Origin of the sequence: Rathayibacter sp. VKM Ac-2857, assembly GCF_013205025.1 — a bacterium.
GTDB lineage: Bacteria > Actinomycetota > Actinomycetes > Actinomycetales > Microbacteriaceae > Rathayibacter.
In genome coordinates, this window is sequence record NZ_JABMLE010000001.1 from 1,475,132 (window position 1) to 1,501,458 (window position 26,327).

Here is a 26,327-nt window from a genome sequence, read left to right on the forward strand (position 1 = left end):
CAGGGTGGGGGGATGGCTTCTCCTCAGGACTTCGACCTCGACGAGCTGCGGGGGCGCGTTCTGGAGGAACGCGGCGGGGAGGTGGACGACAGCATCCCGGAGCTGGCCGCGGCCGATCCGGGGCTGTGCGCGATCGCGCTCGCACTGCCGGACGGCACCGTGCGCTCGAGTGCGCAGGCCGACGTGCCGTTCAGCATCCAGTCGGCGGTGAAGCCGTTCCTCTTCGCGCTCGCGCTCCTCGACACTGACGGCGACGCACTCGACCGCGTCGGCATCGAGCCGACCGGCGAAGCCTTCGACGCCCTGAAGCTCGAGAGCGGCACCGGCCGACCGCCGAACCCGATGGTCAACGCGGGCGCCCTGCTGACCGCCGCCCTCGTCGACGGCGGCGACGCGGACGGCCGGAGCGCCCGCATCCTCCGCGGCCTCTCGGCCTTCGCCGGCCGACAGCTCGACGTCGACGAGAGCGTCGCCTCCAACGAGCACCTGCTCGGCGACCGCAACCACGCCCTCGCCCACCTCATGCGCGCGGAGGGCACGCTTCGGCTCGGCGCCGACGACGCGGTCGCCGCCTACGCCCGCGCCTGCGCCGTCCTCGTCGACGCCGAGGCGCTCGCGGTGATGGGCGCGACCCTCGCCCTCGGCGGCGTGAACCCGGTGACCGGCGAGCGCGTGGTGCCGGTCCGCGTCGCCCGGGACGTCGTCTCCGTGATGGCCACCTGCGGCGTCTACGACGGCTCCGGCCGCTGGATGCGCGCCGTCGGCATCCCCGCCAAGTCCAGCGTCTCCGGCGCCATCGTCCTCTCCGCCCCCGGCCGCCTCGGCGCCGCCGTGACCAGCCCGCCCCTCGACTCCCAGGCACCAGCGTCCGCGGCGCCGCCGCGAGCACCCTCCTGAGCACCGCCCTCGCCCTGCACTCCTTCGACCCGACCCCGCGCTGACCGGCGGCCTGCACCGCGTCGGCTTGCGACCGCCGTCCCTTGCCAGGTGGGTCTCGATACGCCGCTGCGCGGCTACTCGACCAGCATGAAAGGGCCGCTCCGCGAAGACCGCGACCGCGAAGCGCAGCCCACAAGAACGAGCACGCCCCTGCATGCTGATCGAGTAGCGCCCGCAGGGCGCGTATCGAGATCCGCCCGCACGGAGCACGTGGGTCTCGATACGCCGCTCCGCGGCTACTCGACCAGCATGGAAAGGCCGCTCCGGGCTCGACCAGCATGAAAGGGCGCTCCGCGGCTACTCGACCGGCATGGATGGCCGCCCCGCGGAAACCGCGACCGCGAAGCGGAGCCCACAAGTCCGAGCCCGCCACTCCCCGCGCAAGGCCGAGGTCACCGGCGAATCGCGTGCCAGCGATTCGTCGTACTGGTACGCGACACGCTCTATGGAACGCTCCCACCCTCCCCAGCCGACCGCGGAGCGGATGACGACGAAGGAGGAATCCGCTCTAATCGAGCAGCAGCGCCGGCTCCTCCAGCACGCTCGCGACGTCGGCGACGAAGCGGCTGACGACGTCGCCGTCGACGACGCGGTGGTCGAAGGAGCCGCCGACGGTGGTGACGAAGCGGGGGCGGACCTCGCCGTCGACGACCCAGGGCTTCTGCTTGATCGTGCCGAGGGCGATGATCGCGACCTCGCCGGGGTTGAGGATCGGGGTGCCGGTGTCCATGCCGAACACGCCGATGTTCGTGATGGTGATGGTGCCGTTCTGCATGTCGGCGGCGGAGGTCTTGCCGTCGCGGGCGTCGAGGGTGAGCTTCTCGAGGGCCTGGGCGAGCTCGAGGAGGCTCATCGACTGGGCGTCCTTGACGTTGGGGACGAGCAGGCCGCGCGGGGTGGCCGCCGCGATGCCGAGGTTCACGTAGTGGCGGACGAGGATGTCGGTGTCGGTCCAGGCGGAGTTGACGGTGGGGTTCCTCCGCACCGCCCAGATGATGGCCTTGGCCATGATCAGCAGCGGCGAGACCTTGACGCCGGCGAAGTCGGGCGAGTTCTTCAGGCGCTTGACGAACTCCATCGTGCGGGTCGCGTCGACGTCGACGAAGACGCTGACGTGCGGCGCGGTGAAGGCGCTGCGCGACATGGCTGACGCGATCGCCTTGCGGACGCCGCGGACCGGGATGCGGTCCTCGCGGGAGTCGCCCCAGGCGGGGGTCTGGATGTTGCGGAAGACGCTGGCCTGGGAGGCGTGGCGGATGACGTCGTCGCGGGTGACCTCGCCGGCGAGGCCGGTGGCCTGCACCTCGAGCAGGTCGACGTCGAGGTCCTTCGCGAGCTTGCGGATCGGCGGCTTCGCGATGACCGGCAGCGCCGAGGAGGCGGGGACCGAGGTTGGGCGCGGCGGCGCGGCCGGGCGGGCCGGCTTCTCCGGAGCGGCACCCGCGGCGGGGCGGCGACGACGGGTGGCGACGTGGCCCCCGGCGGTGCCGTAGCCGACGAGCGCGGCGCCCGAGCCCTCGCCGGGCTCGGTCGTGGAGGGGGCGGGCGGCGCGGTGGTCGCCGGCTGCGCGGGCATCGCCGGAATCTCGGATCCGGCCGAGCCGGCACCCTGGACGGTGATGATCGGCGTGCCGACGTCGACCGTCTGGCCCTCGTCGACGAGGACGTCGACGACGGTGCCGCTGAACGGCGAGGGCAGCTCGACGAGCGACTTGGCGGTCTCGATCTCGACGAGGACCTGGTTGACGGTCACCTCGTCGCCGACCTTGACCCGCCAGGAGACGATCTCGGCCTCGGTGAGGCCCTCGCCGACGTCGGGGAGGAGGAAGTGCTCTGTCATCGTCGGGACTCCTGGCTGTGCCGGTCGTTCATGAGGAAGGGGGCGCGTCGAGGCGCGGTGGGGCGGGGACTGCTCAGTACGCGAGCGAGCGGTCGACGGCCTCGAGCACGCGGTCGACGTCGGGGAGGAAGAGCTTCTCGACCTTGGCGGGCGGGAAGGGCGTGTCGAAGCCCGCGACCCGGAGCACCGGCGCCTCGAGCGAGTAGAACGCCTTCTCGGTGACGGTCGCGGCGATCTCGGAGCCGAGGCTCACGTTCGCGGACGCCTCCTGGGCGACCACGAGCCGGCCGGTCTTGCGGACCGACGCGAGCAGCGGCTCCCAGTCGATCGGCGAGAGCGAGCGCAGGTCGACGACCTCGACGCTCGTCCCCTCTTCGCCGGCGAGCTCGGCGGCCTGGAGCAGCACGGAGACCATCGGCCCCCAGCCCACGACGGTGACCTCGTCGCCCTGGCGCACGACGCGGGTCGCGTGCAGCGGAGCGGCGGAGGCGCGGAGGTCGACGTCGCCCTTGGGCCAGTAGCGGCTCTTGGGCTCGAAGAACATCACCGGGTCGTCCGAGGCGATGGCCTCCTGGATCATCCAGTAGGCGTCGTTCGGGGTCGACGGGCTGACCGCGCGGAGGCCCGCGGTGTGCGCGAAGTAGGCCTCGTTGCTCTCCTGGTGGTGCTCGACCGCTCCGATGTGCCCGCCGTAGGGCACCCGGATGACGACGGGCATGGTGAGCGCGCCCTCGTGCCGGTTGGTCATCTTCGCGAGCTGCGAGGTGATCTGGTCGAAGGCCGGGTAGATGAAGCCGTCGAACTGGATCTCGCAGACGGGGCGGAAGCCGCGCATCGCCAGGCCGATCGCCGTGCCGACGATGCCGGACTCGGCGAGCGGGGTGTCGAGCACGCGCTGCGGCCCGAACTCGGCGTGCAGGCCCTCGGTGATGCGGAAGACACCGCCGAGGGGGCCGATGTCCTCGCCCATCAGCAGGACGCGGTCGTTCTCGGTCATCGCGCGACGGAGCCCGGCGTTGAGCGCCTTCGCCATCGACATGGACTCCAGCTGCGTGTCGCTCAGCGGCGGCTGGACGGTGGTGCTCGTGTCGATCGTCATCGCGGGTCGCCTCCCAGCGATTCCTCGTAGCCCTGGAGCCACGCCTTCTGCTCCGCCACCGGCTGGTGCGGCTCCGAGTACACGTGGTCGAACATCACGTCGACGGGCGGCGCCTCGAGCGCGAGCAGGCGCTGCCGGATGTCGGCGGCGAAGTCCTTCGCCTCCTCGTCGACCTCGTCGAAGAACGACTGCGGGGCGCCGAGGCCGCGCAGGTACGCGGCGAAGCGGGTGATCGGGTCCTTCGCGACCCACGAGGCGAGCTCGTCGTCGGTCCGGTACTTCGTGGGGTCGTCGCTCGAGGTGTGCGCGCCGATGCGGTAGGTCAGCGCCTCGATGAACTGGGGTCCGCCGCCGGAGCGGGCGTCGGCGAGGTGCTTCGCGGTGACGGCGTAGCTCGCGAGCACGTCGTTGCCGTCGATCTGCACGCCGGGGATGCCGAAGCCGGAGGAGCGCAGGTAGAGCGGGCTGCGCGACTGCGTGGCGACGGGCACCGAGATCGCGTAGTGGTTGTTCTGCAGGAAGAACACCTCGGGCGTCTGGTAGCTCGCGGCGAAGACCATCGCCTCGCTGACGTCGCCCTGGCTGGAGGCGCCGTCGCCGAAGTAGACGATGACCGCCGCGTCCTTCTCGGGGTCGCCCGTGCCGGTGGCGCCGTCGAAGGTGAGGCCCATCGCGTAGCCGGTCGCGTGCAGCGCCTGCGAGCCGAGGACAAGGGTGTAGAGGTGGAAGTTGCCGTGCGCGGGGTCGGCCGGGTCCCAGCCGCCGTGCGTCACGCCGCGCAGGAGCGCGAGGACGCGGAGCAGGTCGACGCCGCGGACCTTGGCGACGACGTGCTCGCGGTAGGAGGGGAAGACGTGGTCCTGCGGGCGCAGCGCGAACGCGGAGCCGACCTGCGCCGCCTCCTGCCCGTGGCTGGGCACCCAGAGACCGAGCTGGCCCTGCCGCTGCAGATTCGCCGCCTCGATGTCGAACCGGCGCACGACCGCCATCTCGCGGTAGAAGGAGCGGTGCTGCGCCTCGTCGATCCCGTCGAGGAGGGGGGCGTACTGCTCGGCCGCGGGGGTCGGCGCGAACCGGCCGTCCGCGGTGAGGAACTGGACCGTCGGCGTCTCGCTGGTGGCTGCCACCCGACTAACCTATCCGCCTCGCGGGATGCCCCTTCGGGAGGGTCCCCACAATCTCCGCCGCCGCAGTGAGGAGCTTGTCGACAGAACTCGCCTCGCCGACGGACACCCGGATGCCCTCGGGCGGGAAGGCGCGGACGACCACGCCGGCCCGCTCGAAGACCGCCGCGGCCGCTTCCGTCTCCTCGCGGGTGTCGAACCAGAGGAAGTTCGCCTCGGACTTCGGGATGGTCCAGCCCTGGTCGAGCAGCGCCTGCCAGAGGTGGTCGCGCAGCTGCGCGATGCGGCCGACGCGCTCGAGCAGCTCCTCGCGGTGCTCGAGCGAGGCGACCGCCGCGGTCTCCGCGAAGCGGGTGACCGAGAGCGGGATGGCGGTCGAGCGGGCCGCGTCGAGGATCCGCGGGTGGCCGATCGCGTAGCCGACGCGCAGGCCCGCGAGCCCGTACGCCTTGGAGAAGGTGCGGGCGACGACGAGGTTGGGGTGGCGGCCGAGGAGGGTCGCACCGTCGACCGCGCGCTCGTCGCCGACGAACTCGGCGTAGGCCTCGTCGAGCAGGACGAGGACGTCGGCCGGCACCCGCTCGAGGAAGGCGGCGACGTCGTCCGCGGTGGCGACGGTCCCGGTGGGGTTGTTCGGGCTGCAGACGATCACCAGTCGGGTGCGCTCGGTGATCGCCTGCGCCATCGCGTCGAGGTCGTGCGTGTCGTCGGGGCGCAGCGGCACGCGGATGCCGGTCGCCCCGGCGGTGGTGATGAGGGAGGGGTACGCCTCGAAGGAGCGCCAGGCGTGCACGACCTCGTCGCCCGGGCCCGCGGCGGCGGTGATCAGCTGGGCGATGACGGCGACGGAGCCCGCTCCGACGATGACCTCGTCGATCCCGACCCCGTAGCTCGCGGCGAGCGCCGTCCGCAGCGCCGTGGCCGCGGCGTCCGGGTAGCGGTTGAAGTCGGTGATCGCCTGCACCCGCTCGAGCACGGAGGGCAGCGGGTCGAACGGGTTCTCGTTGGAGGAGAGCTTGAACGCGTCGGCGGAGGCCGCGCGGCCCTGGCGGTAGGCCGGCAGAGCGAGGATCTCGGGGCGGAGGCGGACGGGTGGCTCCTGCTGGTCGGTCACCGGCCCATGCTATTCGGGCGGCGGCCGGGCGGGCCGCGGGGCCGCGCGCTGCGCCGGAGACCGAGGCGACAGAGTGGAGGCATGCGCAGACTCCTCCTCGGCCTGGCCACCAACGCCCTCGCCCTCTGGTTGACCACGCTCGTCGTCTCGGGCGTCCGCGTCGATCCGTACGAGGAGGGACCGACCGCCGCGGTGCTCACGTACCTCCTGGTCGCCGTGATCTTCGGCGTGGTCAACTCCGTGGTCGGCGGGTTCGTCCGCGTGGTGGCCTTCCCGCTGTACGTGCTGACGCTGGGTCTCGTCTCCTTCCTGGTGAACGGCCTGCTCCTGCTGCTGACGGCCTGGATCAGCGGCCCCTTCGGCTTCGGCCTGGTCGTGGACGGCTTCTGGTGGGGCGTCCTCGGCGCCCTCGTGCTCGCGATCGTGAACGGGTTCATCGGGCTGCTGCTCCGCCCGTTCGCCCGCGATCGCCGCAGGGACTGACCGGCACGGTCGTCAGCCGGGCCGCGACCCGCGCGTCCGGCGCTCCCCGCCAGAGCGGGAAGAGCGCCGCCCCCGCCGCCGCGAGCCGCGGATCGGCCGCCGCGTCGAGGGCGCGCCCGGTGGCGACGTAGGCGTCGAGGGCGTGCGCGGGGACGGGGCTGTCCCGCGGTGTGCCCTCCGGCGAGTCGCGCTCGACCACGACGACCCCCGGCTCCTCCGCCGCCGTCCTGCCGAAGCCGCCGAGCGCCGGCACGAGATCGTCGGAGTGCTCGATCGAGAGCGAGTGCGTCCCGTCCGGCAGGTCGAGTCCGCGCGCCGGACTGCCGAAGGTGACGACGTCGTGCACGTCGTAGCGCCCGGACTGCGCCACCCGGAGCGCGACCAGCCCGCCCTGCGAGTGAGCGGCCATCGTCACGGGCGCGCCGGGCGGGACCCCCGCCGCCGCCATCGCCGCGAGCACGCCCTCGACCGAGGCCGCCCGCTGCCCGCCCATGACCTGCAGGTTGGAGACGGCCCCGAACGCCTGCTCCGGATCGGCGCTCCAGTCGGTCGTGCCAGTGACGGTGACCAGCCACTCCTCGCCGTAGCGCTCGATCACCACCTGCGGGCCGTCGGGATCGCTCGGCGGGATCCGCGCGGCGAGCTCGCCCCAGCCCGACGGCGCGGCGACCGGGTCGACCGGCGGCGCCACCCGCTCCACCCGCAGCTCCCGCTCCCCCGGCGCCGGCAGCACGCCGAACAGCGTCCCGAGGACGACGAGCGCCCCCGCCGCCGACTGCACCCCGCTGCCGATCACCTGCTCGGACGGCGGCCGCCCCACCGCCTCGGCGAGCGGCGGCGGGAGCAGCAGCACCCCGATCTCGGTGCCGAGGCCGATCCAGGAGATCAGCCCGCGCATCCCCTCGATCACCAGCGGGTCCCCGAGAAGGGCGCGGACCAGGTCCTCCCCCTCCTCCGCCAGGTCGGCCCGGGCGCTCTCGTCCCCCCTGAGAGCCCGCGCCGCCGCCGAGACCGAGCCGAACGCGGCGTCGGCGACCGCCCGGACCAGCACCGCCGCGTCCTCCACCGCGCCGGGGAGCCGCCGCGCGAGGGACTCGCCCGCCCGGCGTTCGAAGACGCCGACGGCCCCCTCGGGACCGAGGACCGACAGGACGTCGGGCGCCGCGGCCTCCTCCGCCCGCTCGTACCCCGCCCCAGCCGCCCCGAGCGCGTCGCGGAGCGCCACCGCGTCGGCCTCGAGGGCGCGGAGCCGGTCGGCCAGCACGGTCGGCTCGCCCGCCCGCCCCGGCGCCGCGACCAGCACCGCCGGGACGAGCCCGTCGCCGAGGGCTGCGCACTCCCCCAGCTCCGCCGCGAGCCACCCGAGCACCCTGCGGCGCTCCTCGAGCTCCTCCGTCTCGACCCGCACCGGCGTGGGCGCCCTCATCCGCCCGCCCCCGCCGCGAGCCCCTGCGCCGCCCCCTCCGCCGTCGCGAGCCCGGCGAGCAGCGCGGCCGCCCGGTCGGCGTAGCGCCGCGCCGCCGGCCCCTCCCAGTCGGCGTCGGGGAGGATGCCGCCCGCCTCCCCGCGCAGCACCCCGATCCGCTCGGCGAGCGCCGCCGTCTCCGCCCTCGGCCACGGCGCGGCCGCACCCGCCGCACCCACCGCACTCACCTCGACGCCCATCCGCCACCTCCCTTCCTCTCGTCGCCCGCGGCCAGCCTCGAGCACCGCGGACGGCGGCGGGCGGGCCTCCGCCGGATCGGTGGAGAGGTCGGGAATCGACCGGCTGGGGAGGACCCGCGGTGCGCCATGATGGGCGGGTGACCCCCTCCTCCGCGCCGTCGGCGTTCGCCGTGTGCTTCGTCTGCACCGGCAACATCTGCCGATCGCCGATGGCGGAGGTGGTGCTGCGCTCCCTCGCCGAGCAGGCCGGCCTCGGCTCGGTCATCGAGATCACCTCGGCGGGCACCGGCGAGTGGCACCTCGGCGAGCACGCCGACCGCCGCGCCCTCGACGCGCTCGAGCGCCGCGGACTCGACGGCGCCCCGCACCGCGCGCGCCTCTTCGACCCGGCGCTCTTCGAGGAGTTCGACCTCGTCGTCGCACTCGACCACGGCCACGAGCGGGCGCTGCGCTCCTGGGCCCGCACCGACGTCGACCGGCAGAAGATCCGGCGCCTGCTCGCCTTCGAGCCGGGCCTCTCCCCGCAGGGCGACGTCCCCGACCCCTACTATTCCGATGCGGCGGCGTTCGACTCGGTGCTCGCGCTCATCGAGCGCGCGTGCCGGGCGCTCTTCGCCCAGATCGAACCGGGACTGCGCGGCAACCGCACGGTCCGCACCGACTCGCGCTCGAGCCTCCAGACCGCGCGGGACCACCGAGAACCGGAAGGCACCACCGCATGACCTCGCTCCCTCCCCAGCCGCTCAGCCCGCTCGACGGCCGCTACAGCGCCGCCGTCTCCCCGCTCGGCGAGCACCTGTCGGAGGCCGGGCTGAACCGCGCCCGCGTGCACGTCGAGGTGGAGTGGCTGCTCGCCCTCACCGATCGCCGCCTCTTCGGCTCCGAGCCGGTCGAGGCCGCCGCCGCCGAGGAGCTCCGCCGCCGCGCCCGCGACTTCGGGCAGCCCGAGATCGATCGCCTCGCCGAGCTCGAGGCCGTCACCCGCCACGACGTGAAGGCCGTCGAGTACCTCGTGCGCCAGTGGCTCGCCGAGCTGGGCCTGGACCGCATCGCCGAGCTCACCCACTTCGCCGCGACCAGCGAGGACATCAACAACCTCTCCTACGCGCTCGTCGTCCGCCGTGCGGTCGAGGACGTCTGGCTGCCGAAGCTGCGCTCGGTCGTCGCGTCCCTGCGCGAGCTCGCCGTCCGCTACCGCGACGAGTCGATGCTCAGCCGCACCCACGGCCAGCCCGCGACGCCCACCACGATGGGCAAGGAGTTCGCGGTCTACGCGTTCCGGCTCGAGCGGGTCGTCGCGCAGATCGAGGCGACCGAGTACCTCGGCAAGTTCAGCGGCGCGACCGGCACCTTCGCCGCGCACCTCGCCGCCGACCCCGACACCGACTGGGCCGCCCTCTCGGCGGAGTTCGTCGGCTCCCTCGGCCTCGTCTTCAACCCGCTGACCACCCAGATCGAGTCGCACGACTGGCAGGCCGAGCTCTACGGCAAGGCCGCGCACGCGAACCGCATCCTGCACAACATCTGCACCGACGTGTGGACCTACATCTCGCTCGGCTACTTCCGTCAGATCCCGCAGGCCGGCGCGACCGGCTCGTCGACGATGCCGCACAAGATCAATCCGATTCGGTTCGAGAACGCGGAGGCCAACCTCGAGCTCTCCAGCGCCCTGCTCGACTCGCTCGCGCAGACCCTGGTCACCTCGCGGCTGCAGCGCGACCTCACCGACTCGACGACCCAGCGCAACATCGGCGTCGCCTTCGGCCACTCCCTGCTCGCGCTGGACAACATCGCGCGCGGTCTGCTCGAGATCGACCTGGACCCGCGCGCCCTCGCCGCCGACCTCGACACCAACTGGGAGGTGCTCGCGGAGGCGATCCAGACGGTCATCCGCGCCGAGGTCGTCGCCGGCCGCTCCTCGATCACCGACCCCTACGCGATGCTGAAGGACCTGACCCGCGGCAAGCGCCTCGGCGCCGAGGACCTTGCGGTCTTCGTCGACGGCCTCGACATCGGCGAGGCGGCGAAGGCCCGGCTGCTCGCGCTGACCCCCGCCGGCTACACCGGGCTGGCGTCCGAGCTGGTCGACCGGCTGAGCTGAGCCGCGACCGAGCGGAGCCGCCACGGAGCCGAGCGGACACTGAGCCGACCCGACATTGAACCGAGCGGACACGCCCCCCGGCGCGGATGTCGGGGGTCGTGCGTACGGTCGGAGCATGTCCTCCGCCGCAGTCCCCGCCCCGGTCTGCGCGCTCGACGGCTGCCGCTCGGCCGCCGAGCCGGGCGCGCCGATCGCGCTCTGCAGCGCGCACCTCGGGCTCGCGCACGACTGGGTGGCGCGCGAGGACGGCGTCGTCGACGCCCTCCCCTCGCCGTGCCTCGTCTGCGGCTCGCGGCTGGGAGTCCGGTATCCGTCGGGCCGGCTCTGCGCCGCCTGCGAGTGGCGGTTCGGCGACGCACCCGACGGCGAGCTGCCGCCCCCACGGGTCGACGTCGTCTACTACATCCGCTTCGCCGGGCGGATCAAGATCGGCACCAGCGGCAACCCCCGGCAGCGCCTGCACCGGCTGCGGCACGAGGAGCTGCTGGCCTTCGAGCGCAGCGGGCGGCCGCTCGAGCAGCACCGCCACGGGCAGTTCGCCGCCGAGCGGCTGGAGCGGACCGAGTGGTTCACCCGCAGTCCCGCCCTCGACCGGCACATCGAGACGGTGCGCGCGGGCGAGCCCGACCCGTGGGCCCTGCACCGGCGCTGGTGCAGCGAGGCACTCGCCCTGCGGACGTCGTGACGCGGTGATCGCGGGAGAGCGGACTCAGCGCGCCCAGGCGTCGACGAGCAGCGGCCCGCGGATCTCGCGCAGCTGATCGAGCAGCCGGTCGACGAGTCCCGCCGAGACGCCCGACGCGAGAACGTCGTTCGGCCCGAGCGGAGGGAGACGACCGGTCCGCACACGGACCACCTCCCAGCCGACCGACCGCAGCGCGCGGTCCTTCCGCCGGTCCGCCTCCTCGCGGTGTCCCACGTGCTCGAGCCCGTGCCGCCCGGTGGAGTCGTACTCGATCGCGACCCGCAGCTCGCTCAGCACGATGTCGGGCCACGCCTCCAGGTGCTCGAAGAACGGCCGGCTCAGCCGGACCGCGGTGAAGCCCGGTTCGAACTCGAGCCGCTCGGCGAGCAGCGCCCGCAGCCGCGCCTCGACCGCCGACGCGGGCGGAGGCGCGCAGGCGCTCACGAACGGCTCGCCGGGTGGGAGCAGCGGGGTCTTGGTGCAGATCCGCGGTGTGCGCGGCTGCGGCGGCGTGCGTGCGGGACGGGGCGGGCGCTCAGGAGCGAGCTCGGCCGCCGGGGCCGGCGGACGTTCGCGCACCGGCTCGATCGCAGGCCGCGGCGTCCGCGGCTTCGCGAGCGCCGCGCAGTCCGGGCACCAGGACGACCGCCGCCGCTCCCGCCCCGGCCGGTGCCGCTGCTCCTCGGGTGTCGCGACGAAGACGTGCCCCGCGTCGCACAGCCAGCACAGGTAGACGTCGGCCGCGGGCGGGATCTGGCTGAGCACGATCCCGCCGTTGTACTCGGGCCGGTACTGCAGCACGAGAACCGGGAACGACGCCCAGGCCTCCCGGTACGTCCCCACCGGATACGGGACGTCGACCCCTCGCGAGAACCGTCGCCGCTCCCACCACCGCCCGATCGCCTCCGCCACCCCCGCACGCTAACCCCGACCACCGACGCCGCGGCTTGCGTGCTGATCGAGGAGCCGGCGGCGGACGAGCCTGCAGACCTGTCCTGCTGACGGCGGCGGGTCTCCTCAGAAAGATCACCTAGTACGTATGGGGAAGGCCATGCTGATCGAGTAGCCCGCGCAGCGGGCTTATCGAGTTCCACCAGCGTCAGAAGTCGAGTCTGCAGACCCGCCCTGCTGACGCCGGCGGGTCTCGATACGCCCCTGCGGGGCTACTCGACCAGCAGAGGCTCGATACGCCCCTTCTGGCTGCTCGACCAGCAGGCAGGGGCGGGCGACTGGACGCGTCACGGGGCCCGTCGGACGTGCGGGGCCCGATTCGGGTCCGCTCGCGAATCATGCTGATCGAGTAGCCCGCTGAGCGGGCGTATCGAGATCCACTCGCGTCAGAAGACGAGTCTGCAGACCGCCCTGTCGGGGACGGCGGGTCTCGATACGCCCCTGCGGGGCTACTCGACCAGCATGCAGGGCCTGCGGGGCTACCGGACCAGCGTGCAGGGCCTGCGGGGCTACTCCTGCGGCGAGGGGCGGCGACGCCGGGCGAGCAGGGCGCTGCCGAGACCGAGGACGAGGGCGGTCAGGCCGCCGCCGATCCACGGGCCGGGATCACCGCCGGTGTCGGCCAGCGTCGTGCTGACCGTCGGGACGACCGGCTTCGGCGAGACGACGGTCGTCTCCCCCGGCGCGCCGCACTCCCCGCGATGGAGGACCGTCCCGTCCTTCGTGGCGAGCGTCTCGACCCAGTAGTAGCTGCCGGGCTCGGCGAACCGTGTCTCTGCGGACCAGTACGAGACGTTCTCGTTCAGACCGGCGGTCGTGGCGACCGGACCGTCCGAGCCGTCGTAGACGCGGTTCGACGCCGTGCACACGGCCTGGTCGCCGCTCCTCCTGAACGCCTCGAACGTGATCACCGCGCCCGCCGGGACGTAGCCGTTCACGACGGCCTCGTCCCGCACCGAGTCGCCCACCTGCACCGCCGCGGTGGCCTTCGTGTGCACGTCGGGGGTGTGCACCGTGGTCGTCTCGCCGGGCGCTCCGCACTCGCCCCGGGTGAGGATCCTGCCGTCGTAGGAGTGCAGCTCCTCCACCCAGTGGACGGCGCCGGGGGCGGTGAACACGATCGCGGGCGAGGTGTACGTGCCGGCCTTCTCGACGACGACCGGACGGTCGGCGGTATCGGCCGCCAGTGTCGACGCGTCGCAGACCGGCTGCCCGACCGCGGCGGAGGGGCCGGTGCCGGGAGCGGCCCGGTAGGCCTTCCACGTGAGGTAGGCGCCCTTCGGAGTGACCCCGGTGACGATCGCGTCGTCGGTCGCCCCCTCGTGGAGCGCACTGTCGGCCTGAGCCTTCGACGACACCTCGGGCACGGTCACCCTCGTGGTCTCCCCCGGCACTCCGCACTGCCCGCGGTGGAGGACCTTCCCGCCCTTCGTGCGCAGCGTCTCCACCCAGTGATAGGTCCCGGGCTCGGTGAAGCGGACCTCGCTGGACCAGTACGACTTCTTCTCGTTCCTCCCCGCGGCGACCGGGACGGGCGACGTCGAGCCGTCGTACACGCGGGAATCGACGGTGCAGGAGGCCCTGTCCCCCGTCTGCCGGTACGCCTCGAAGGTGATCACGGCACCCTCCGGCACCTCGCCGTCGACGACCGCCTCGTCCTTCGCGGTGTCCGAGAGCGGCACGGAGGGAGTCGCCTTCGTGCGCACCTGGGGAGTCGTGACGCGCACGACCTCGCCCCTCGTGTTCCAGCCGTCCGCCCAGCCCGTGGTGAACAGCGTCTCGGTGGTGGACCACACCCAGACGATGTGGCCGGCGGAGTCCGCCGGCGCGGTCGCAGGGTCGGACGTGTACGTCCCGGGTCCGGTGGCGACGATGCTCGAGGTCGTCAGGACCGTCGCGCTCTCAGGTCTCGTCGCCGGGACCGCTCCCGTGCCGGGGACCCAGTAGGCGGTCCCCGTGAAGGTGACGGGGACGCTCGTCCCGTCCTTCTTCAGCCACGCCCCGGTGTCCTGCACCGTGAGAGTGTCCGTGGAGGTCGCGGTGACCGGGATCTCCTCGTCCGTGACCTGAGTCGCGGCGGCGACGATCGTCGGCGAGAGGTGCGTCTCCGCGACCAGGCCGAAGCCGTCCGCCCAGGCGTAGCCGTCGGGGAGGAACGGCTTCACGCGATCCGGCTGCGACGCCTCCTCGACCCGCCAGACCCACGTGTAGAACCCGGCCGAGGGGACCGTGATCCCCGGGGACGTGTACGTTCCCGGGCCGGTCGCCGTCAGCTCGACGCTCCCGGCGACGGGCGCGTCGGCCGGCACGGTGCCGGACGGCGCCGGCTGCTCGTCGTACGGGCCGTGGAGCGTGCCCCGGTAGACCACGGGGACCGGCGCACCGTCGAGGGCGCGCCACTCCCCCGACCCTGGCGCGACTCCCGCCGTCACCGTGTCGGTCGCCTGCGTCCCGGCCTCCACGCGCCGCGTCGAGACCTGCGTCGATCCGATCGGCGAGAACAGGTTCGGGATCGGCGCGGACGCCGCCGTGGCGGCGGCGATCGTGAACGAGCCGTCGATCTTCTGCCCCTTCGACGCCGTCCACTGCTCGGAGGTCACGCCCGGAGCCCAGGTCGTGATGTTCCCGACGTAGCCGGAGGCGCCCGGCACCCGGATCTCGTCCGAGCGCGCCTCGACGGTGACGGTCGCGCCGGTGCTCGGGGCGACGCGGAACGTCCGCGACTCCCCGCCCTTCATCGGCGACTCCCCCGACCCGGTGTCGTCGAACACCGCGTTCGTCAGACGCACCGTCCCCGATTGGCCGGGCGGGTCGGTCAGGGAGGTGACCCTCCCCTTGCCGGCGCTCGTGTCCATGTCGAGGCTCAGCGACGCCGACCCGGCCGTCCGTCCCGGCTGCACCGCCGTCACTCCGGCCGCCTCCGCCCGGTACTGCGTCAGCAGCCCGAGCACCGCGTCACGATTCCCGCCGGCGCGAGCGCTGTAGTAGACATCGCCCGGCATGCCGTTGCCGTTGTAGGCCGCGTTGTCCGCCACGTCCCACACGTACAGCGCGACGGCCGCCGCGGTGTTCGCGTCCTCCGTGTTCCCGTGGACGTCCATGACGTAGCTGAGCCGCGCGAGCTGATCCGGGGACAGGGAGTTCCAGTCGCTGTTCAACGACGGACCGGACGTCGGGCTGTACGGGATCGACGCCTTGATCTGCAGGCAGTACGCCAGTGTCCCGTCCGGGTGGCGATACGCGCCGAGGAAGCCCTGCCCCAGGTCGAATCCTGCGCCGTGCGTGGCCGCCGACGCGGACAGCGGCGCGAGGAACGACGAGGTCACCGCCAGCGACGTGCCCGCGCCCCCGACCAGCCCCGCGGCCAGCACGGCGGCGGTCAGCCGTCGCCCCGGCCGCATCCGGCCGCGATGTGCCGCGGGAGGCGACATCAGCAGCCGCTTCCGGACCCGGGGCGCATCCGCGCCGTCTCGGGAGGGCTCCCCAGCCCGTCGCACTCGATTCATGCGGTTCTCTCCTCTTCGTCCGTCGAGGCACACGCCCCACGAGACCGCCGATGCGGTCGCGTGCCGACGAGCGAGAGGCTTGCCGACGGACACCAAGGTAACCATTCAGTGGAATCATCACACGCGTGGCGCGAATCATCGGTACTCACGGCGGTATGGCAATACGCGCCTGCGGTATCGTTCGGCGGACCCGTGCGGGAGGATGGGGGCATGCCATCGTCTGCGTCGTCCACGAGGAGCCGAGCGACCCCGGAGGAGGCCGACCTGGCCGTCCGGGTGGTCGGCAGTGAGATCAACCGGGGGATCCTGAGATCGCTGTCCCGGGCGGCGCGTCCCGAGCAGGGTCTGCTCTTCGGCGAGCTCGTGGAGGCGATCGGTCCGGAGCTGCCGACCGGCCGCGCCACGACGACGAGCCTCTACCGGCACCTCATCGAGCTGGAGGACGCCGGAGTGGTCCTCGGCAACCTCCCGCGCGAGCAGCGCCGCGGCCGCTCGGTGCAGTACCGCATCGTCGCGTCCCGCCTCGAGGAGATCTACGCGCGCAGCCTGGCCTACGCGCTCGGCGAGATCGACCGCGACGACGTCTCCCGGTAGAGCGCCCGGCGCGCGGGCCGCCACTCGGCTGGCGACGGTGGGTCTCGATACACCCCTGCGGGGCTACTCGACCAGCATGGGCGCGGACCCGGCCGCAGTGCTCCACCGCAGGTGCGTGCGCACCGCGGAATCGCGTGCCAAGCGATTCCGCGCAGCGGACGCAAGACGCTCTGCGGAACTCGACCGCCTCAGGAAGCCGACCGCGGGGAGGAGCGACGCAGTCGCACCGACCTAGTGAGCACCGTCCTGCTCGTCGAGGTCGGCGATCTCGGCCTCGTCCGGCTTGAAGGTCAGCGAGAACATCGCGATGGCGACGAGCACGACGATGAACGCGACGCCGAAGCCGATGAGGGCGACGACGAACTCGCGGGTCGACATCAGGACGACGAGGCCGACGAAGGCGGCCATCACGGCGGAGAGGCCGATCAGCTCGAGCGGGCGCAGGCGGTCCTTGCGGGTGGGGCGGAAGGTGCGCGGCGCGAAGTCGTCGTCGGAGGGCGACGGCTCGGAGGAGGCGGGGTCGGGGGCGGTCATCGGTCTCCTCCGGTGGTGGGGGTGGAGGGTGCGGCGGCATCGGCGCCGGCGGCCCACTTGAGCGAGAACGCGGCGATCGCGAGGAAGACGGCGAGCATCACGGCGTAGGCGCCGAGGAGCCCGACCGAGACGACGGGGTGCGGCGGCAGGAGGGCGAAGACCGCTCCGAGGAGCGCCGTGCCGAGGCCGACGATCACGGCGTCGCGAGCGGCGAGGCCGGTGCCGCGGCGGCCGCTGGAGAACTCGAGGGAGCCGGAGACGAGCGCCCAGCCGGCGACCAGCGCGATGAAGGGCAGCAGCGCCGCGACCGGCAGCGCGACGAGCGCGAGCACCCCGGCGGCGAGGGTGACCCCGGCGGAGGCGAGGGCGAGCGTGCGGCCGCGCCCGGCGAGGGTGCGCAGGCCGATCACGAGCGCGACGGCCCCGCTGAGGATCGCGAACCCGGCGAAGACGGCGAAGCCGAAGGCGGGTCCGTGGTCGGGCGAGAAGGTGATCACCACCCCGGCGACGGCCGCGACGGCGGCTCGGGCGAGGTGCAGGGTCCACAGTCGGCTGGCGGTGTCGGCTTCGGCCACGGTCGAGCCTCTCTGGTGGTGCGGGCGGGTCGGGGTCGCGCGAGGGCGGGGACCGAGCGGCGTCGCCGGGTCCGTCGGTGCGGTGTCCCGCACGATCCGGAGGACGCGCCGGCCCGGCGACGGGCGGCCGCCTCCGCGGACCCTGCGATTTTACGCTCCCGCGGACGCTCCCGGCACCGGAGGGCGGCCCCGGTACCGGATGCTCGGCCACCGTGCAGGTGAGCACCCCCGTTCTGAGCGCGCTCCGAAGCACGCGCGCCGAGCGCACAGCGTGTTTCCGCGCGGTAAACACCGCGGTTCCGATCCGCACGGACTCGTGGCGCACAGGAGGCTCTCGCTATCGTGGTCCCATCCCGCGCGCCTCACCCCCGGGCGCGACCACCACACCCCCCCCAGGCTCAGGACGTCCACACCCCCGCCGTCCGGCCCGCCGTACATCCCTGGAGTTGATGCCTTGAACGGACTGGATCTCGCGATCCTCGCGCAGCGAGCACGCGATCTGGCCTTCAGCAAGCTGGTCGCCGGCGGTTTCCACCGCTTCGGCGCGGGTTCCCGGATCTGCCTGCCCTTCCGGATCGGACCCGGGCAGGGCAAGCGGATCTCCATCGGCGAGAACGTGCTGATCAGCGCGAACTGCATGCTGATGGTCCCGGCCGACGACGCGCCCACGCCCGCCCTGATCATCGGCGACCGCGTGCGGATGAACATGACGGCCATCAGCGCCGTGCAGAGCGTGATCATCGAGGAGGGCGTCGGCATCGCCCGCGGCGTCTACATCTCGGACCACTCGCACGGCTTCAAGGACCCGACGCGGTTCATCCGCGACCAGGGCGTCGACCGGATCGCCCCGGTCCGCATCGGCCGCGGCGCCTGGCTCGGCGAGAACGCCGTGATCATGCCCGGCGTGACGGTCGGCCGCGGTGCCGTGATCGGCGCGAACGCCGTCGTCCGCGAGGACGTCCCCGACTACTCCGTCGCCGTCGGCGTGCCCGCGCGCGTCATCAGGACCTTCGCGTGAGGAACACCGTGCCCGAATCGACAGCGCCCGAGCCCTCCGCGAGCGAGCCGACGGCGGACGGAGTCGTCCGCGACGTCGTCTTCACCTTCTCCTACGAGACCTACACGGACGCGGCCCGCCGCGGCATGATGCGCCCGCCGGACCGCATCCTGCACTCGCTGATGGAGAGCCCGCAGGTCGGCCGCCTGATCGTGGCCAACCCGTACCGCTTCCTGCCGACGACGCTCGTCCGCGGGGCGCTGGGCCGCGAGGTCGAGTTCCCGTCGACGCCGCAGCGCGTCCTGCACACCCCGCTGCGCCTGCGCCGCTCCGACCCGACCGACATCGCCGGTCTCGAGAAGGAGTACCGCGCCTACGACCAGGGGATCGCGAAGCTGGCCGACGAGATGGAGCTCGTGCGCCCCGTCGTCGTCACGACCAGTCCCGTCGTCGCCGGCTTCTCGCCGTTCGAGTGGGCCGAGCACGTGATGTTCTTCGCCCGCGACGACTGGACGACGTCGACCCGCTGGAAGGGCCACTGGCCCGCGTTCCAGGAGGCCTACCGCCGGGTCGCCACCAGCGGCCGCTCGGTGACCGCCGTCTCGCAGGAGATCATCGACCGCATCGCGCCGACCGGACCGCACGCCGTCGTCCCGAACGGCGTGACGCCCGAGGAGTGGACCGGCCCCGTGCCCGACGCTCCCGAGTGGCTCAGCCGCATCCCCGGCCCGCGCGCCCTGCACGTCGGCACGCTGGACGACCGGCTCGACGTCGAGGGGATCGTCGCGGTCGCGACCGCGCACCCCGAGCTGCAGATCGTGCTGATGGGCCCGCAGCCCGACCCCGGCTACCTGGCTCCGCTCGCCCCGTTCGCGAACGTGCACCTGCACCACTCCGTCGGCCGCCGCGAGCTGGTGGCGACGATGCGCAACGTCGAGCTCTGCCTCCTCGCGCACCGCCGCACCCCGCTGACCGAGGCGATGAGCCCGCTCAAGCTCTACGAGTACGTGGCGAGCGGCTGCCCGGTGATCTCGGTCGATCTGCCACCGATCCACGGCATCAGCGACCGGATCCGCATCGTCCCGACCATGGCGGAGTTCGCCGCGGTCGTCGACGACGCGCTCGCCGACGGCCCTGCCACCGAGGACGAGCGCCTCGGCTGGATCCACGCGAACTCCTGGGCCGCCCGGCACGAGACGGTGCTCGACATCCTGCTCGACCGGAACGGCGGCCGCGCCCGCTCGGGCGGCTCCGCCCCGTCGGCGCTGCGGGCGGGCTAGGTCAATCCCCCTTACCGGGTCCGTCTCCCGAGTAGCCAGGGACCGGGTGCCTCACTATCGTGGGGGTGGCACCGCGGCCCGTTCCGCTGTGCCCACGTCCTCGGACGGCGAGCAGTCGCCCGGGCGCAGGAGCGGATCCCGCCGTGCCGGCACCGCGTCGCACCCGACGTCACGATCCACCCGCCCGAGCACCACCCGACCGACCAGGACCACGATGCAGCGCAGGCTCCCCGCCCCACCCCGCGTTCGCCTCCCTGAGCGTCGACCCGCCGATGCCCGGGACGCCTCCACGTCCTGACGCACTCCGGGAGGGCGCGGTCACGACGCCGCCGGATCTCCCCCACGGGGCCGCTCCTGCACGGAGCGGGGCTCCCGCCCGGCTCCACGCCGCCCCCGCATCATTCAGCCCTGCACCACCGCCTCAGTCAGCTTCCGCCGGAGGACGAGCTCCAGAGCTCCCCCCGGACGCGAGAAGGGTCGCCATGTCACAGTTCCTGTTCGTCTGCTCCGGTGGAGGGCATCTGAAGCAGCTGTTCACGCTGTCCTCCCGCTTCGGGATCGATCCCGCCGACCAGCACTGGGTCACCTTCGACAACGGCCTCAGCCGCTCCCTCCTCGAGGGCCGCAGGGTCACCTACAGCCGCTTCGCCGCCCCGCGCGACGCCCGGCCGATCGTGCAGAACGCGCTGATCGCGCACCGCCTGCTGGCCAAGGGCGACTACTCCGCCGTCTTCAGCACCGGCTCGAGCCCGGCCGTGTCGTTCATGCCCGAGGCGTCGCTGCGCGGCATCGAGTGCCACTACGTCGAGAGCGCCGCGCGCGCCGACGGCCCCTCGATCACCGGCAAGATCATGGCGCGCCTGCCCGGCGTCAACACCTACACGCAGTACCCGGTCTGGGCGGACGAGCGCTGGCTCTTCGGCGGCTCGATCTTCGACGCCTACACGACAGGCCCCGACAAGCCCGTCTCCGCGATCCGCCGCGCGGTGATCTCCGTCGGCACCCAGGACCTCTACCCCTTCGACAGGCTGATCGCCGCGTCCGTTCCGCTGCTGAAGGGCGCCGAGGTGCTCTGGCAGACCGGCCTCGCCGACGTCTCGCCCTACGGCATCGAGGGGCGCGCGAGCGTCCCGCACCACGAGCTGCAGGAGGCCGTGAAGGAGGCGGACGTCGTCATCGCCCACGCGGGCACCGGGGCCGCCATCACGGCCATCGAGAACGGCAAGGTCCCGATCCTGGTCCCGCGCCTCGTCGCGCGCGGCGAGCACATCGACGACCACCAGATCCAGATCGCCCGCGAGCTCGACCAGCGCGGGCTGGCCATCGCCGCCGCGCCGGACGAGCTGACCGAGGAGCTGCTGCTGCGCGCCGCGAGCCGCACCGCCGCGCTGGCTCCGACCGTGCCGTCGTTCCGCTTCAGCCCGTCCCGCGCGCGCTCGCGCCGCCGCGCCTCGTCCGCCGTCCCCTCCTGGCGCGCCGAGCGCGGCGACACCCGCTTCGAGGCCGTCTGACCCGAGGGCCGCTGCGCCCTCGACCTCGCCGGCCCGCCTCCGGCACGCTGAACCACCTCCGGCTCGCTGAACCACCTCCGGCTCGCAGCGGGCCCACGTCAGCACGCCCCGCGCACGCACGCACCTGGCGCTGCGCACCACCCGGCGCTGCGCACGCAGAAGGGCGGAGGAGCCGCAGCTCCCCCGCCCTCGCGTTCGTCCCGCAGCCGCCCTCTGGCGGCCCGCTCAGCGCCTCAGGAGGCGTTGGCGAGCAGCGCCGTCCAGGCGATGTCCGCGAGCTTCGCCTGCCCCGCCAGCGACGGGTGGAAGTGGTCGACGTCGGAGATGTCGTCCGAGGTGACGTCGAAGTCGTGCAGGGCGCCCTGGTCGTAGACGCAGTTCGCGGTCGCGCCGCAGACGTCGGCGAGGACGTCGTTGTAGGCGTCGATCGTCGTCGAGACGTTGTCGCGGCGGGCCTGCGCCTCCGCGTCGTCCGAGGTGGGCTCGTAGAGGAGCGAGTTGCAGTTGGAGCTGCCGGCCCAGCGCGAGACGGCCTCGGAGTCGCCGCGCTCGGTCTCGAAGAAGTCGAGCAGGTTCGGCACGGAGGAGACGAAGATCGTCGCCTCGGGAGCGCCGGTGGAGAGCGTCGTGAGGGCGGTCGTCACGTTGCTGCGGAAGGCGTCCGGCGTGGTGATGTCGGCGCTGTTCTTCCGGCAGACGTCGTTCGCGCCGATCAGGATCGTGACGAGATCCGGGGCGGCGGCGACCGCCTTCTCGGCCTGGCGCGGCAGCTCGGCCGAGGTCGCGCCCTTGGAGGCGACGTTCTCGATCTCGGGCACGGCGCCGACCGACTCGCCGGCGCGGCGGGCGATCGAGTCGACCGTCTCGTCCTCGCCGGTGGTCCAGGACGCGCTCGGGCAGGGCTTGTTCTGCCCGCAGGCGGCGACGCCGACCGAGATCGAGTCGCCCATCGCGGCGATCGAGCCGGCCGCGAAGGGCAGCTCGCCCGACGCGGCGGGCTCGGTCGTCTCGGCGGGCGCCGGGGCGGAGGTGCAGCCGGCCAGCAGCGCGGCGGCGACGGCCACGACGGCGAGGACGCCGGCACGACGGGAGCGTGTGGAGCGGATCATGCGGTGCCTCCCTCGGCGGCCGGGGTGGTCTGCGACGCGGGCGCGGCGGGCGTCGCCGGGCCCTTGGGCTTGGGCTTCCGGACCTGCTTCACGAACGCGAGGATCTGGTTCATGTCGCGGCGGTAGGCCGGGATCGCCATCGCGAGCGCCAGCGGCACCAGCGAGGCGAGTCCGCCGACGAGCAGGTGCACGATCGCGGGCAGATCGGTGTACGCGCCGACGGCCCAGGCCGCGCCGAACATGAACGGCACGACGAGCGCGGGGCGCAGGACGGGCACGATCACGTCGGAGCCGCGGACGAAGGTGCCGCGGATCGCCAGCCAGAAGCCGGGCACCAGCAGCGCCAGGGTGGTGAGGCCGTAGAGGAGCGCGAGGCCCTCGACGCCGTTCCACCACAGGCCCACGAAGAACGAGCCGATGACGAGCGGGCGGGTGACCACGTAGTAGACGAGCTGGCGGTGCACGCGGCCGAGCGAGATGTAGATCCAGCCCTGCACGTTGCCGATGCCCTGCGCGATGCCCGCGATGGACAGCAGCGACAGGATCGTCGCGGAGGACGACCACTGCGGGCCGAGCAGCAGCTCGACGAGCGGTCCGGCCAGTGCCGCGAGGACGCCGAAGGTCGGCAGCGTGAGGTAGCCGATCACGAGCAGCGCGCCGCGGACGTAGCGGCGGTAGCGCTCGCCGTCGTCCTGGAGCGAGGAGAGCACGGGCAGCGCGACGCGGCCGAGCGGTCCGTTCAGCTGCTGCAGCGGGAGCAGGAAGAGCGAGTAGGCGCGGGTGTACTGACCGAGCACGCCCGTGCCGAGCTGCGCGCCGATGAGCACGTTGTCGACGTTGCGGGCGAAGTAGTTGAGCAGCTGGACGCCGAAGATGCTGCCGCCGGTGGTGACCAGCGGGATGACCTCGCGCGAGATCTGCGGGCGGCCGAAGGTGGGGCGCGCCGCGACCCAGAGCGCGATGAACCGGTAGATCAGCGCACCGCCCTGCAGCACGACGAGCGACCAGACGCCCCAGCCGAGGAAGGCGGCGATGATCGAGCCGATCACGCCGACGAGCATCGACACCACGTCGATCTGCGCCATCAGGCCGAACTTCATCTCCTTCTGCACGCGCGCCTGGAGCGGCATGCAGAGGCTGTTGATGAAGAGCGTCGGGGCGACGGCGAGCGTCAGGACGACCAGCGCCTGCTCGTTGTAGATGCCGGCGATGAGCCAGGCGGAGGCGCCGATCACGATCGTGCCGACCACGCCGAGCGCGACCGACAGCCAGAGCACGGACCGCCAGACGGTCTCGCTCATCTTCTTGGCCTGGATGATCGCGCCGGTCAGACCGAAGTCGCGGACCAGGTCCGCGACACCGACGATCGCCGTGACGGCCGCGAGCAGGCCGAAGTCGCTCGGCGAGAGCAGGCGCGCCAGCACGATCGTGGAGATCAGCTGGATCGCGGTCTTGCCCCACAGGCCGCCCAGGGTCTGGATGACTCCGCGGCTCGCCTTGTGCCCGAGGTCGGACTTCGGCGGCAGGTTCGGCCCGTCCCCCACGGTCGGCGACTGCGCGATCGCGTCGGTCGCCAGCGTCTCGGTGGTGTGCGCGGTGTCGTCGATCGCCGCCTCGATCTGGGCGTCGCTCGCCGTGGTGCCGTGGCGGGCGGAGGAGCCGCCCGCGGGGGTCGACCCCGTCACGCGCGCGTCGTCTCGTCGCGGTTCCATTCGGGTACGCCTCCTCGAGCGATGATCGACCGCGCCTCGAGGCGGGGTCGCAGATAGCCGTAGCAGTAGATCGGGAAGGCCGGCCACAGGGAGGGCCGGCGCAGGACGCGCTTCAGCAGAGCGAGCGGGCCGCCGCCGGCGGTCCCGGCCTGGTCCGGCACGAGACCGGAGGCCGCGAGCTGGGCGTTGCCGATCGCGATGCGGACCGTGCGCTTGATCTGGTTGCGCATCCGGCGCGGCGCCTTCACGGAGAAGGACCGGCCGGGGAGCGTCAGCCGCTCCTCGGGGGTGAAGAGCTGCTGGACGAAGCGGTCGTCGGCGATGATCTCGGGGAAGGCGCCGAAGCGGCTCCGCCCCTCGGCCGACAGGCCGTAGATCCCGGAGCCCACCAGGCCGGGGGCCCGGTAGTCGGAGAGCTCCCAGATCGAGTAGTGCGCCCGGACGGGCCAGGAGGCCCCCCGGGTGTCGACGCGGAACTCCGGCGCCGCCGCGAGCGGGCCGCCGGGGCGGGCCAGCTCGTCGCCGACCGCCAGGAGCGTCTCGGCCGAGACCGACACGTCCGCGTCCACGTAGATCCTCGGGAGGACCGTCGCGAGCTCGTCGGCCGCGTTCAGGCCGGCGATCTTCGAGGCCCGGGGCGTCTCCGCCACCAGGATCCGAGGATCGACGGCCCGCGCCACCGCGGCGGTGTCGTCGGTGCAGCCGTTCGCACCGACCACGATCTCGAGCCGGCCCTCCGGGTCCCCGGCCACCAGGGCGCCGAGGAGCCGGGCGATCACCGCCCCCTCGTCGTGCGCGGGGATGACGACGCTGACGCGCGCGCTCACGACTCGATCGGAGCCGGCTTGCGGACGACGTGAGCGCCGACGTGCGAGCCGAGGGCGGGCTGGCTGCCCGGGAGGTGGGGGCCCCCGCGGGTGAAGGCGGAGACGTGCCCCGCCTCCTCCGGCGACAGGCGCCGGCGGGTCGACTTCCGTGGCGCCTCCGTGAGCACCCAGGCACCGACGGCCAGGAGGATCCAGAACAGCATGAAGGACTGGAAGAAACCGAAGGCGTCGTAGAAGTACGCGGCGACCGTGTAGCCGAGCAGCAGGACCGCGATCGCGAACGCGAGGCTCGCGTACTGCGGCGTGGTGGTGCTCTTGAACGAGTAGCGCAGCAGCATCACGATCGGGACGAGGAACAGCACGGCCAGGCCGATGACGCCCACGGCGCCGCCGTCGAGCAGCGTGCCCAGCCACTGGTTGTCGAGGATGAACGCGTTCTTGTCCTCGCCCACCACGATGCGGCTGCCGACTCCCGTTCCGAAGAAGGGGTGCTCGCGCACGATCGCCATGGCCGGCTCGAGGTCGGCCAGGCGCCCGGCGCCCGCCATGCCCGCGGAGGTGTACTGCGAGGCGATGAGCGCGTCGGGGTCGAGGAACGACCCGATCATGTCCGTGAGGATCTTCGGGATGAAGACGAAGCCGAGGCCGAGCACCGGGACCATGCCCAGGAGCAGGTAGCCGCCGATCTTCGGGCGCAGGATGACCGTGAGCAGGAACATCACGCCGAGCGTGACGATCGCCGTGCGCGACACCGCGGTGACCACGCCGAGCAGCAGGGCGAGGATCGTGCCGTAGTAGATGATCCGGCGGTTGATCTCGTTGAAGGGCCAGCGCGCGTACTTCGAGAGGTAGATCGCGATCGGGATCATCATGGTGAACATGACGGCCAGCGCGATCGGGTGCTGCGACGAGCCGAACGAGCGGTAGCCGCCGGCGCGGTAGGCCTCCTGCTCGGCGCCGAGGCGCTCGAGCGGCAGGAACTTGTCGAGCATGGTGAAGACGTTCTGCTGCGTCGCGCGCTCGAGGACCGCGAAGAAGGCGACGACGACGGCCGACCAGACCAGGAAGGTCAGGAAGGCCTCGACGAGCTTCTCGTTGCGCATCACGAGCCGGGCGACGAAGTAGACCGAGAGCATCAGCAGATCGTTGACGATCGCGCCGAGGACACCGCTGCCGAGGCCGCCCTCGGAGATGAACTGCACGTTCGCGGCGATCGAGAGCAGGCTCGAGGCCACCCAGATGCCCAGCGGCCAGCCGAACGCGGCGGGGCGCCAGACGAAGGTCGGGTCGATCATCAGCGCGACGATCGCCGCGACGACCATCATCACGATGACGAGCCGGTACGGCTCCAGCGCGAAGCCGAGCGGGATCGGCAGCGCGTAGTAGCGCACCGGGATGAACATGATGACGGCGAGCAGGACGATGAACGCCCCGGTCCAGTTGAAGACGAGCTTGCGCGTCAGGTACAGGAACGAGATCCCGAAAAGGATCGCCCCCGCGTACAGCGGATTGAGGTAGTAGACCGCTGCCACGGCGACGGCCGCGAGCAGGACGGTCGACAGGACCGCGCGGACCGTGAAGGTCCGGCGGACGAGGATCTCACCCGCGTACGGGTCGTCGTTCCCGGGGACCCCGAGCGGGGTCCCCTTCAGCGTCGGCGTGCTCATCTGCTGCGACCGGC

Annotated in this window: 23 protein-coding genes; 9 read left to right on the plus strand and 14 right to left on the minus strand. The window is 72.9% G+C overall.

Annotation, left to right across the window (positions count from 1 at the left end; all coding sequences use genetic code 11):
• The first annotated feature begins 12 nt into the window (after positions 1-12).
• Entirely contained in the window at positions 13-897 is an 885-nt protein-coding gene (locus HQQ86_RS06920; protein WP_254071792.1) for a glutaminase, read from the plus strand.
• Positions 898-1,447: 550 nt separating this feature from the next.
• Here the strand turns inward: HQQ86_RS06920 and HQQ86_RS06925 are convergent.
• From HQQ86_RS06925 to hisC, 4 genes are all read right to left on the minus strand, one after another.
• Positions 1,448-2,779 (minus strand): dihydrolipoamide acetyltransferase family protein, encoded by a 1,332-nt coding sequence (locus HQQ86_RS06925; protein WP_173287333.1) that lies wholly within the window; start codon positions 2,777-2,779, stop codon positions 1,448-1,450.
• A 73-nt stretch (positions 2,780-2,852) separates the two neighbouring features.
• On the minus strand, positions 2,853-3,878 hold the full coding sequence (locus HQQ86_RS06930) for an alpha-ketoacid dehydrogenase subunit beta (protein WP_173287334.1): 1,026 nt from the start codon (positions 3,876-3,878) through the stop codon (positions 2,853-2,855).
• Positions 3,875-5,005: a thiamine pyrophosphate-dependent dehydrogenase E1 component subunit alpha gene (locus HQQ86_RS06935; protein ID WP_173287335.1), complete on the minus strand. Its 1,131-nt coding sequence runs from the start codon at positions 5,003-5,005 to the stop codon at positions 3,875-3,877. The genes HQQ86_RS06930 and HQQ86_RS06935 overlap by 4 nt, the downstream gene beginning before the upstream one ends.
• A 4-nt stretch (positions 5,006-5,009) precedes the next feature.
• A complete protein-coding gene (hisC, locus tag HQQ86_RS06940) occupies positions 5,010-6,116 on the minus strand; it encodes a histidinol-phosphate transaminase (RefSeq protein ID WP_173287336.1) in 1,107 nt (368 codons plus the stop codon).
• 81 nt (positions 6,117-6,197) lie between these two features.
• On the opposite strand from hisC, the gene HQQ86_RS06945 reads away from it, so the two are divergent.
• Complete coding sequence (locus tag HQQ86_RS06945; RefSeq protein ID WP_173287337.1) at positions 6,198-6,599, plus strand: phage holin family protein; 402 nt, start codon at positions 6,198-6,200, stop codon at positions 6,597-6,599.
• On the opposite strand, the gene HQQ86_RS06950 is transcribed toward HQQ86_RS06945, so the two are convergent.
• Positions 6,550-8,025 carry an alpha/beta hydrolase gene (locus HQQ86_RS06950; RefSeq protein WP_173287338.1) on the minus strand — a complete coding sequence of 492 codons (1,476 nt, stop codon included), beginning with the start codon at positions 8,023-8,025 and terminating at the stop codon, positions 6,550-6,552. The two genes, HQQ86_RS06945 and HQQ86_RS06950, sit on opposite strands and share 50 nt — an antisense overlap.
• On the minus strand, positions 8,022-8,264 hold the full coding sequence (locus tag HQQ86_RS06955) for a hypothetical protein (protein ID WP_173287339.1): 243 nt from the start codon (positions 8,262-8,264) through the stop codon (positions 8,022-8,024). The genes HQQ86_RS06950 and HQQ86_RS06955 overlap by 4 nt, the downstream gene beginning before the upstream one ends.
• A 137-nt stretch (positions 8,265-8,401) precedes the next feature.
• On the opposite strand from HQQ86_RS06955, the gene HQQ86_RS06960 reads away from it, so the two are divergent.
• From HQQ86_RS06960 to HQQ86_RS06970, 3 genes are all read left to right on the plus strand, one after another.
• Complete coding sequence (locus HQQ86_RS06960) at positions 8,402-8,986, plus strand: low molecular weight protein-tyrosine-phosphatase (RefSeq protein WP_367948566.1); 585 nt, start codon at positions 8,402-8,404, stop codon at positions 8,984-8,986.
• Positions 8,983-10,365 carry an adenylosuccinate lyase gene (gene purB / locus HQQ86_RS06965; RefSeq protein WP_173287340.1) on the plus strand — a complete coding sequence of 461 codons (1,383 nt, stop codon included), beginning with the start codon at positions 8,983-8,985 and terminating at the stop codon, positions 10,363-10,365. The genes HQQ86_RS06960 and purB overlap by 4 nt, the downstream gene beginning before the upstream one ends.
• Positions 10,366-10,480: 115 nt before the next feature.
• Positions 10,481-11,050 (plus strand): GIY-YIG nuclease family protein, encoded by a 570-nt coding sequence (locus tag HQQ86_RS06970; protein ID WP_173287341.1) that lies wholly within the window; start codon positions 10,481-10,483, stop codon positions 11,048-11,050.
• A gap of 24 nt (positions 11,051-11,074) precedes the next feature.
• On the opposite strand, the gene HQQ86_RS06975 is transcribed toward HQQ86_RS06970, so the two are convergent.
• Both HQQ86_RS06975 and HQQ86_RS06980 read right to left on the minus strand, forming a co-directional pair.
• Positions 11,075-11,962, minus strand: coding sequence for a hypothetical protein (locus HQQ86_RS06975; RefSeq protein ID WP_367948567.1), 888 nt, complete (start codon positions 11,960-11,962; stop codon positions 11,075-11,077).
• A 548-nt stretch (positions 11,963-12,510) separates the two neighbouring features.
• Positions 12,511-15,432 (minus strand): hypothetical protein, encoded by a 2,922-nt coding sequence (locus HQQ86_RS06980; RefSeq protein WP_173287342.1) that lies wholly within the window; start codon positions 15,430-15,432, stop codon positions 12,511-12,513.
• Positions 15,433-15,717: 285 nt separating this feature from the next.
• Here HQQ86_RS06980 and HQQ86_RS06985 point away from each other — a divergent pair, with 285 nt between their 5' ends.
• Positions 15,718-16,101, plus strand: a complete 384-nt coding sequence (locus HQQ86_RS06985; protein WP_173287343.1) for a hypothetical protein — start codon at positions 15,718-15,720, stop codon at positions 16,099-16,101.
• A gap of 231 nt (positions 16,102-16,332) precedes the next feature.
• Here HQQ86_RS06985 and HQQ86_RS06990 read toward each other — a convergent pair whose 3' ends face one another.
• Both HQQ86_RS06990 and HQQ86_RS06995 read right to left on the minus strand, forming a co-directional pair.
• Positions 16,333-16,635 (minus strand): hypothetical protein, encoded by a 303-nt coding sequence (locus HQQ86_RS06990; RefSeq protein WP_244231755.1) that lies wholly within the window; start codon positions 16,633-16,635, stop codon positions 16,333-16,335.
• A complete protein-coding gene (locus HQQ86_RS06995) occupies positions 16,632-17,210 on the minus strand; it encodes a hypothetical protein (RefSeq protein ID WP_159423626.1) in 579 nt (192 codons plus the stop codon). Before HQQ86_RS06995 ends, HQQ86_RS06990 begins: the two co-directional genes overlap by 4 nt.
• Before the next feature lie 454 nt (positions 17,211-17,664).
• On the opposite strand from HQQ86_RS06995, the gene HQQ86_RS21695 reads away from it, so the two are divergent.
• The 3 genes from HQQ86_RS21695 (at position 17,665) to HQQ86_RS07010 (ending at position 20,998) form a co-directional block, all read left to right on the plus strand.
• Positions 17,665-18,228, plus strand: coding sequence for a DapH/DapD/GlmU-related protein (locus tag HQQ86_RS21695; RefSeq protein WP_173287344.1), 564 nt, complete (start codon positions 17,665-17,667; stop codon positions 18,226-18,228).
• Positions 18,229-18,236: 8 nt separating this feature from the next.
• Complete coding sequence (locus HQQ86_RS07005; RefSeq protein ID WP_173287345.1) at positions 18,237-19,487, plus strand: hypothetical protein; 1,251 nt, start codon at positions 18,237-18,239, stop codon at positions 19,485-19,487.
• A 482-nt stretch (positions 19,488-19,969) separates the two neighbouring features.
• On the plus strand, positions 19,970-20,998 hold the full coding sequence (locus tag HQQ86_RS07010; protein ID WP_173287346.1) for a glycosyltransferase: 1,029 nt from the start codon (positions 19,970-19,972) through the stop codon (positions 20,996-20,998).
• Positions 20,999-21,231: 233 nt separating this feature from the next.
• Here HQQ86_RS07010 and HQQ86_RS07015 read toward each other — a convergent pair whose 3' ends face one another.
• The 4 genes from HQQ86_RS07015 to HQQ86_RS07030 are packed head-to-tail and all read right to left on the minus strand — an operon-like array spanning position 21,232 to position 26,313.
• Positions 21,232-22,107 carry a GDSL-type esterase/lipase family protein gene (locus HQQ86_RS07015; protein ID WP_173287347.1) on the minus strand — a complete coding sequence of 292 codons (876 nt, stop codon included), beginning with the start codon at positions 22,105-22,107 and terminating at the stop codon, positions 21,232-21,234.
• Positions 22,104-23,819 (minus strand): lipopolysaccharide biosynthesis protein, encoded by a 1,716-nt coding sequence (locus tag HQQ86_RS07020; RefSeq protein ID WP_173287348.1) that lies wholly within the window; start codon positions 23,817-23,819, stop codon positions 22,104-22,106. The genes HQQ86_RS07015 and HQQ86_RS07020 overlap by 4 nt, the downstream gene beginning before the upstream one ends.
• Positions 23,789-24,646 (minus strand): glycosyltransferase, encoded by an 858-nt coding sequence (locus tag HQQ86_RS07025; RefSeq protein ID WP_173287349.1) that lies wholly within the window; start codon positions 24,644-24,646, stop codon positions 23,789-23,791. Before HQQ86_RS07025 ends, HQQ86_RS07020 begins: the two co-directional genes overlap by 31 nt.
• Complete coding sequence (locus HQQ86_RS07030) at positions 24,643-26,313, minus strand: O-antigen ligase (RefSeq protein ID WP_173287350.1); 1,671 nt, start codon at positions 26,311-26,313, stop codon at positions 24,643-24,645. Before HQQ86_RS07030 ends, HQQ86_RS07025 begins: the two co-directional genes overlap by 4 nt.
• Positions 26,314-26,327: the final 14 nt, after the last annotated feature.

Bases quoted from the DNA above. Each gene is read 5' to 3' on its own strand.
- HQQ86_RS06920 (WP_254071792.1), top strand. From the start codon at position 13: ATGGCTTCTCCTCAGGACTTCGACCTCGACGAGCTGCGGGGGCGCGTT.
- HQQ86_RS06925 (WP_173287333.1), bottom strand. From the start codon at position 2,779: ATGACAGAGCACTTCCTCCTCCCCGACGTCGGCGAGGGCCTCACCGAG.
- HQQ86_RS06930 (WP_173287334.1), bottom strand. From the start codon at position 3,878: ATGACGATCGACACGAGCACCACCGTCCAGCCGCCGCTGAGCGACACG.
- HQQ86_RS06945 (WP_173287337.1), top strand. From the start codon at position 6,198: ATGCGCAGACTCCTCCTCGGCCTGGCCACCAACGCCCTCGCCCTCTGG.
- HQQ86_RS06950 (WP_173287338.1), bottom strand. From the start codon at position 8,025: ATGAGGGCGCCCACGCCGGTGCGGGTCGAGACGGAGGAGCTCGAGGAG.
- HQQ86_RS06955 (WP_173287339.1), bottom strand. From the start codon at position 8,264: ATGGGCGTCGAGGTGAGTGCGGTGGGTGCGGCGGGTGCGGCCGCGCCG.
- purB (WP_173287340.1), top strand. From the start codon at position 8,983: ATGACCTCGCTCCCTCCCCAGCCGCTCAGCCCGCTCGACGGCCGCTAC.
- HQQ86_RS06970 (WP_173287341.1), top strand. From the start codon at position 10,481: ATGTCCTCCGCCGCAGTCCCCGCCCCGGTCTGCGCGCTCGACGGCTGC.
- HQQ86_RS06980 (WP_173287342.1), bottom strand. From the start codon at position 15,432: ATGTCGCCTCCCGCGGCACATCGCGGCCGGATGCGGCCGGGGCGACGG.
- HQQ86_RS06985 (WP_173287343.1), top strand. From the start codon at position 15,718: ATGCCATCGTCTGCGTCGTCCACGAGGAGCCGAGCGACCCCGGAGGAG.
- HQQ86_RS06990 (WP_244231755.1), bottom strand. From the start codon at position 16,635: ATGACCGCCCCCGACCCCGCCTCCTCCGAGCCGTCGCCCTCCGACGAC.
- HQQ86_RS07010 (WP_173287346.1), top strand. From the start codon at position 19,970: ATGTCACAGTTCCTGTTCGTCTGCTCCGGTGGAGGGCATCTGAAGCAG.
- HQQ86_RS07015 (WP_173287347.1), bottom strand. From the start codon at position 22,107: ATGATCCGCTCCACACGCTCCCGTCGTGCCGGCGTCCTCGCCGTCGTG.
- HQQ86_RS07020 (WP_173287348.1), bottom strand. From the start codon at position 23,819: ATGGAACCGCGACGAGACGACGCGCGCGTGACGGGGTCGACCCCCGCG.
- HQQ86_RS07030 (WP_173287350.1), bottom strand. From the start codon at position 26,313: ATGAGCACGCCGACGCTGAAGGGGACCCCGCTCGGGGTCCCCGGGAAC.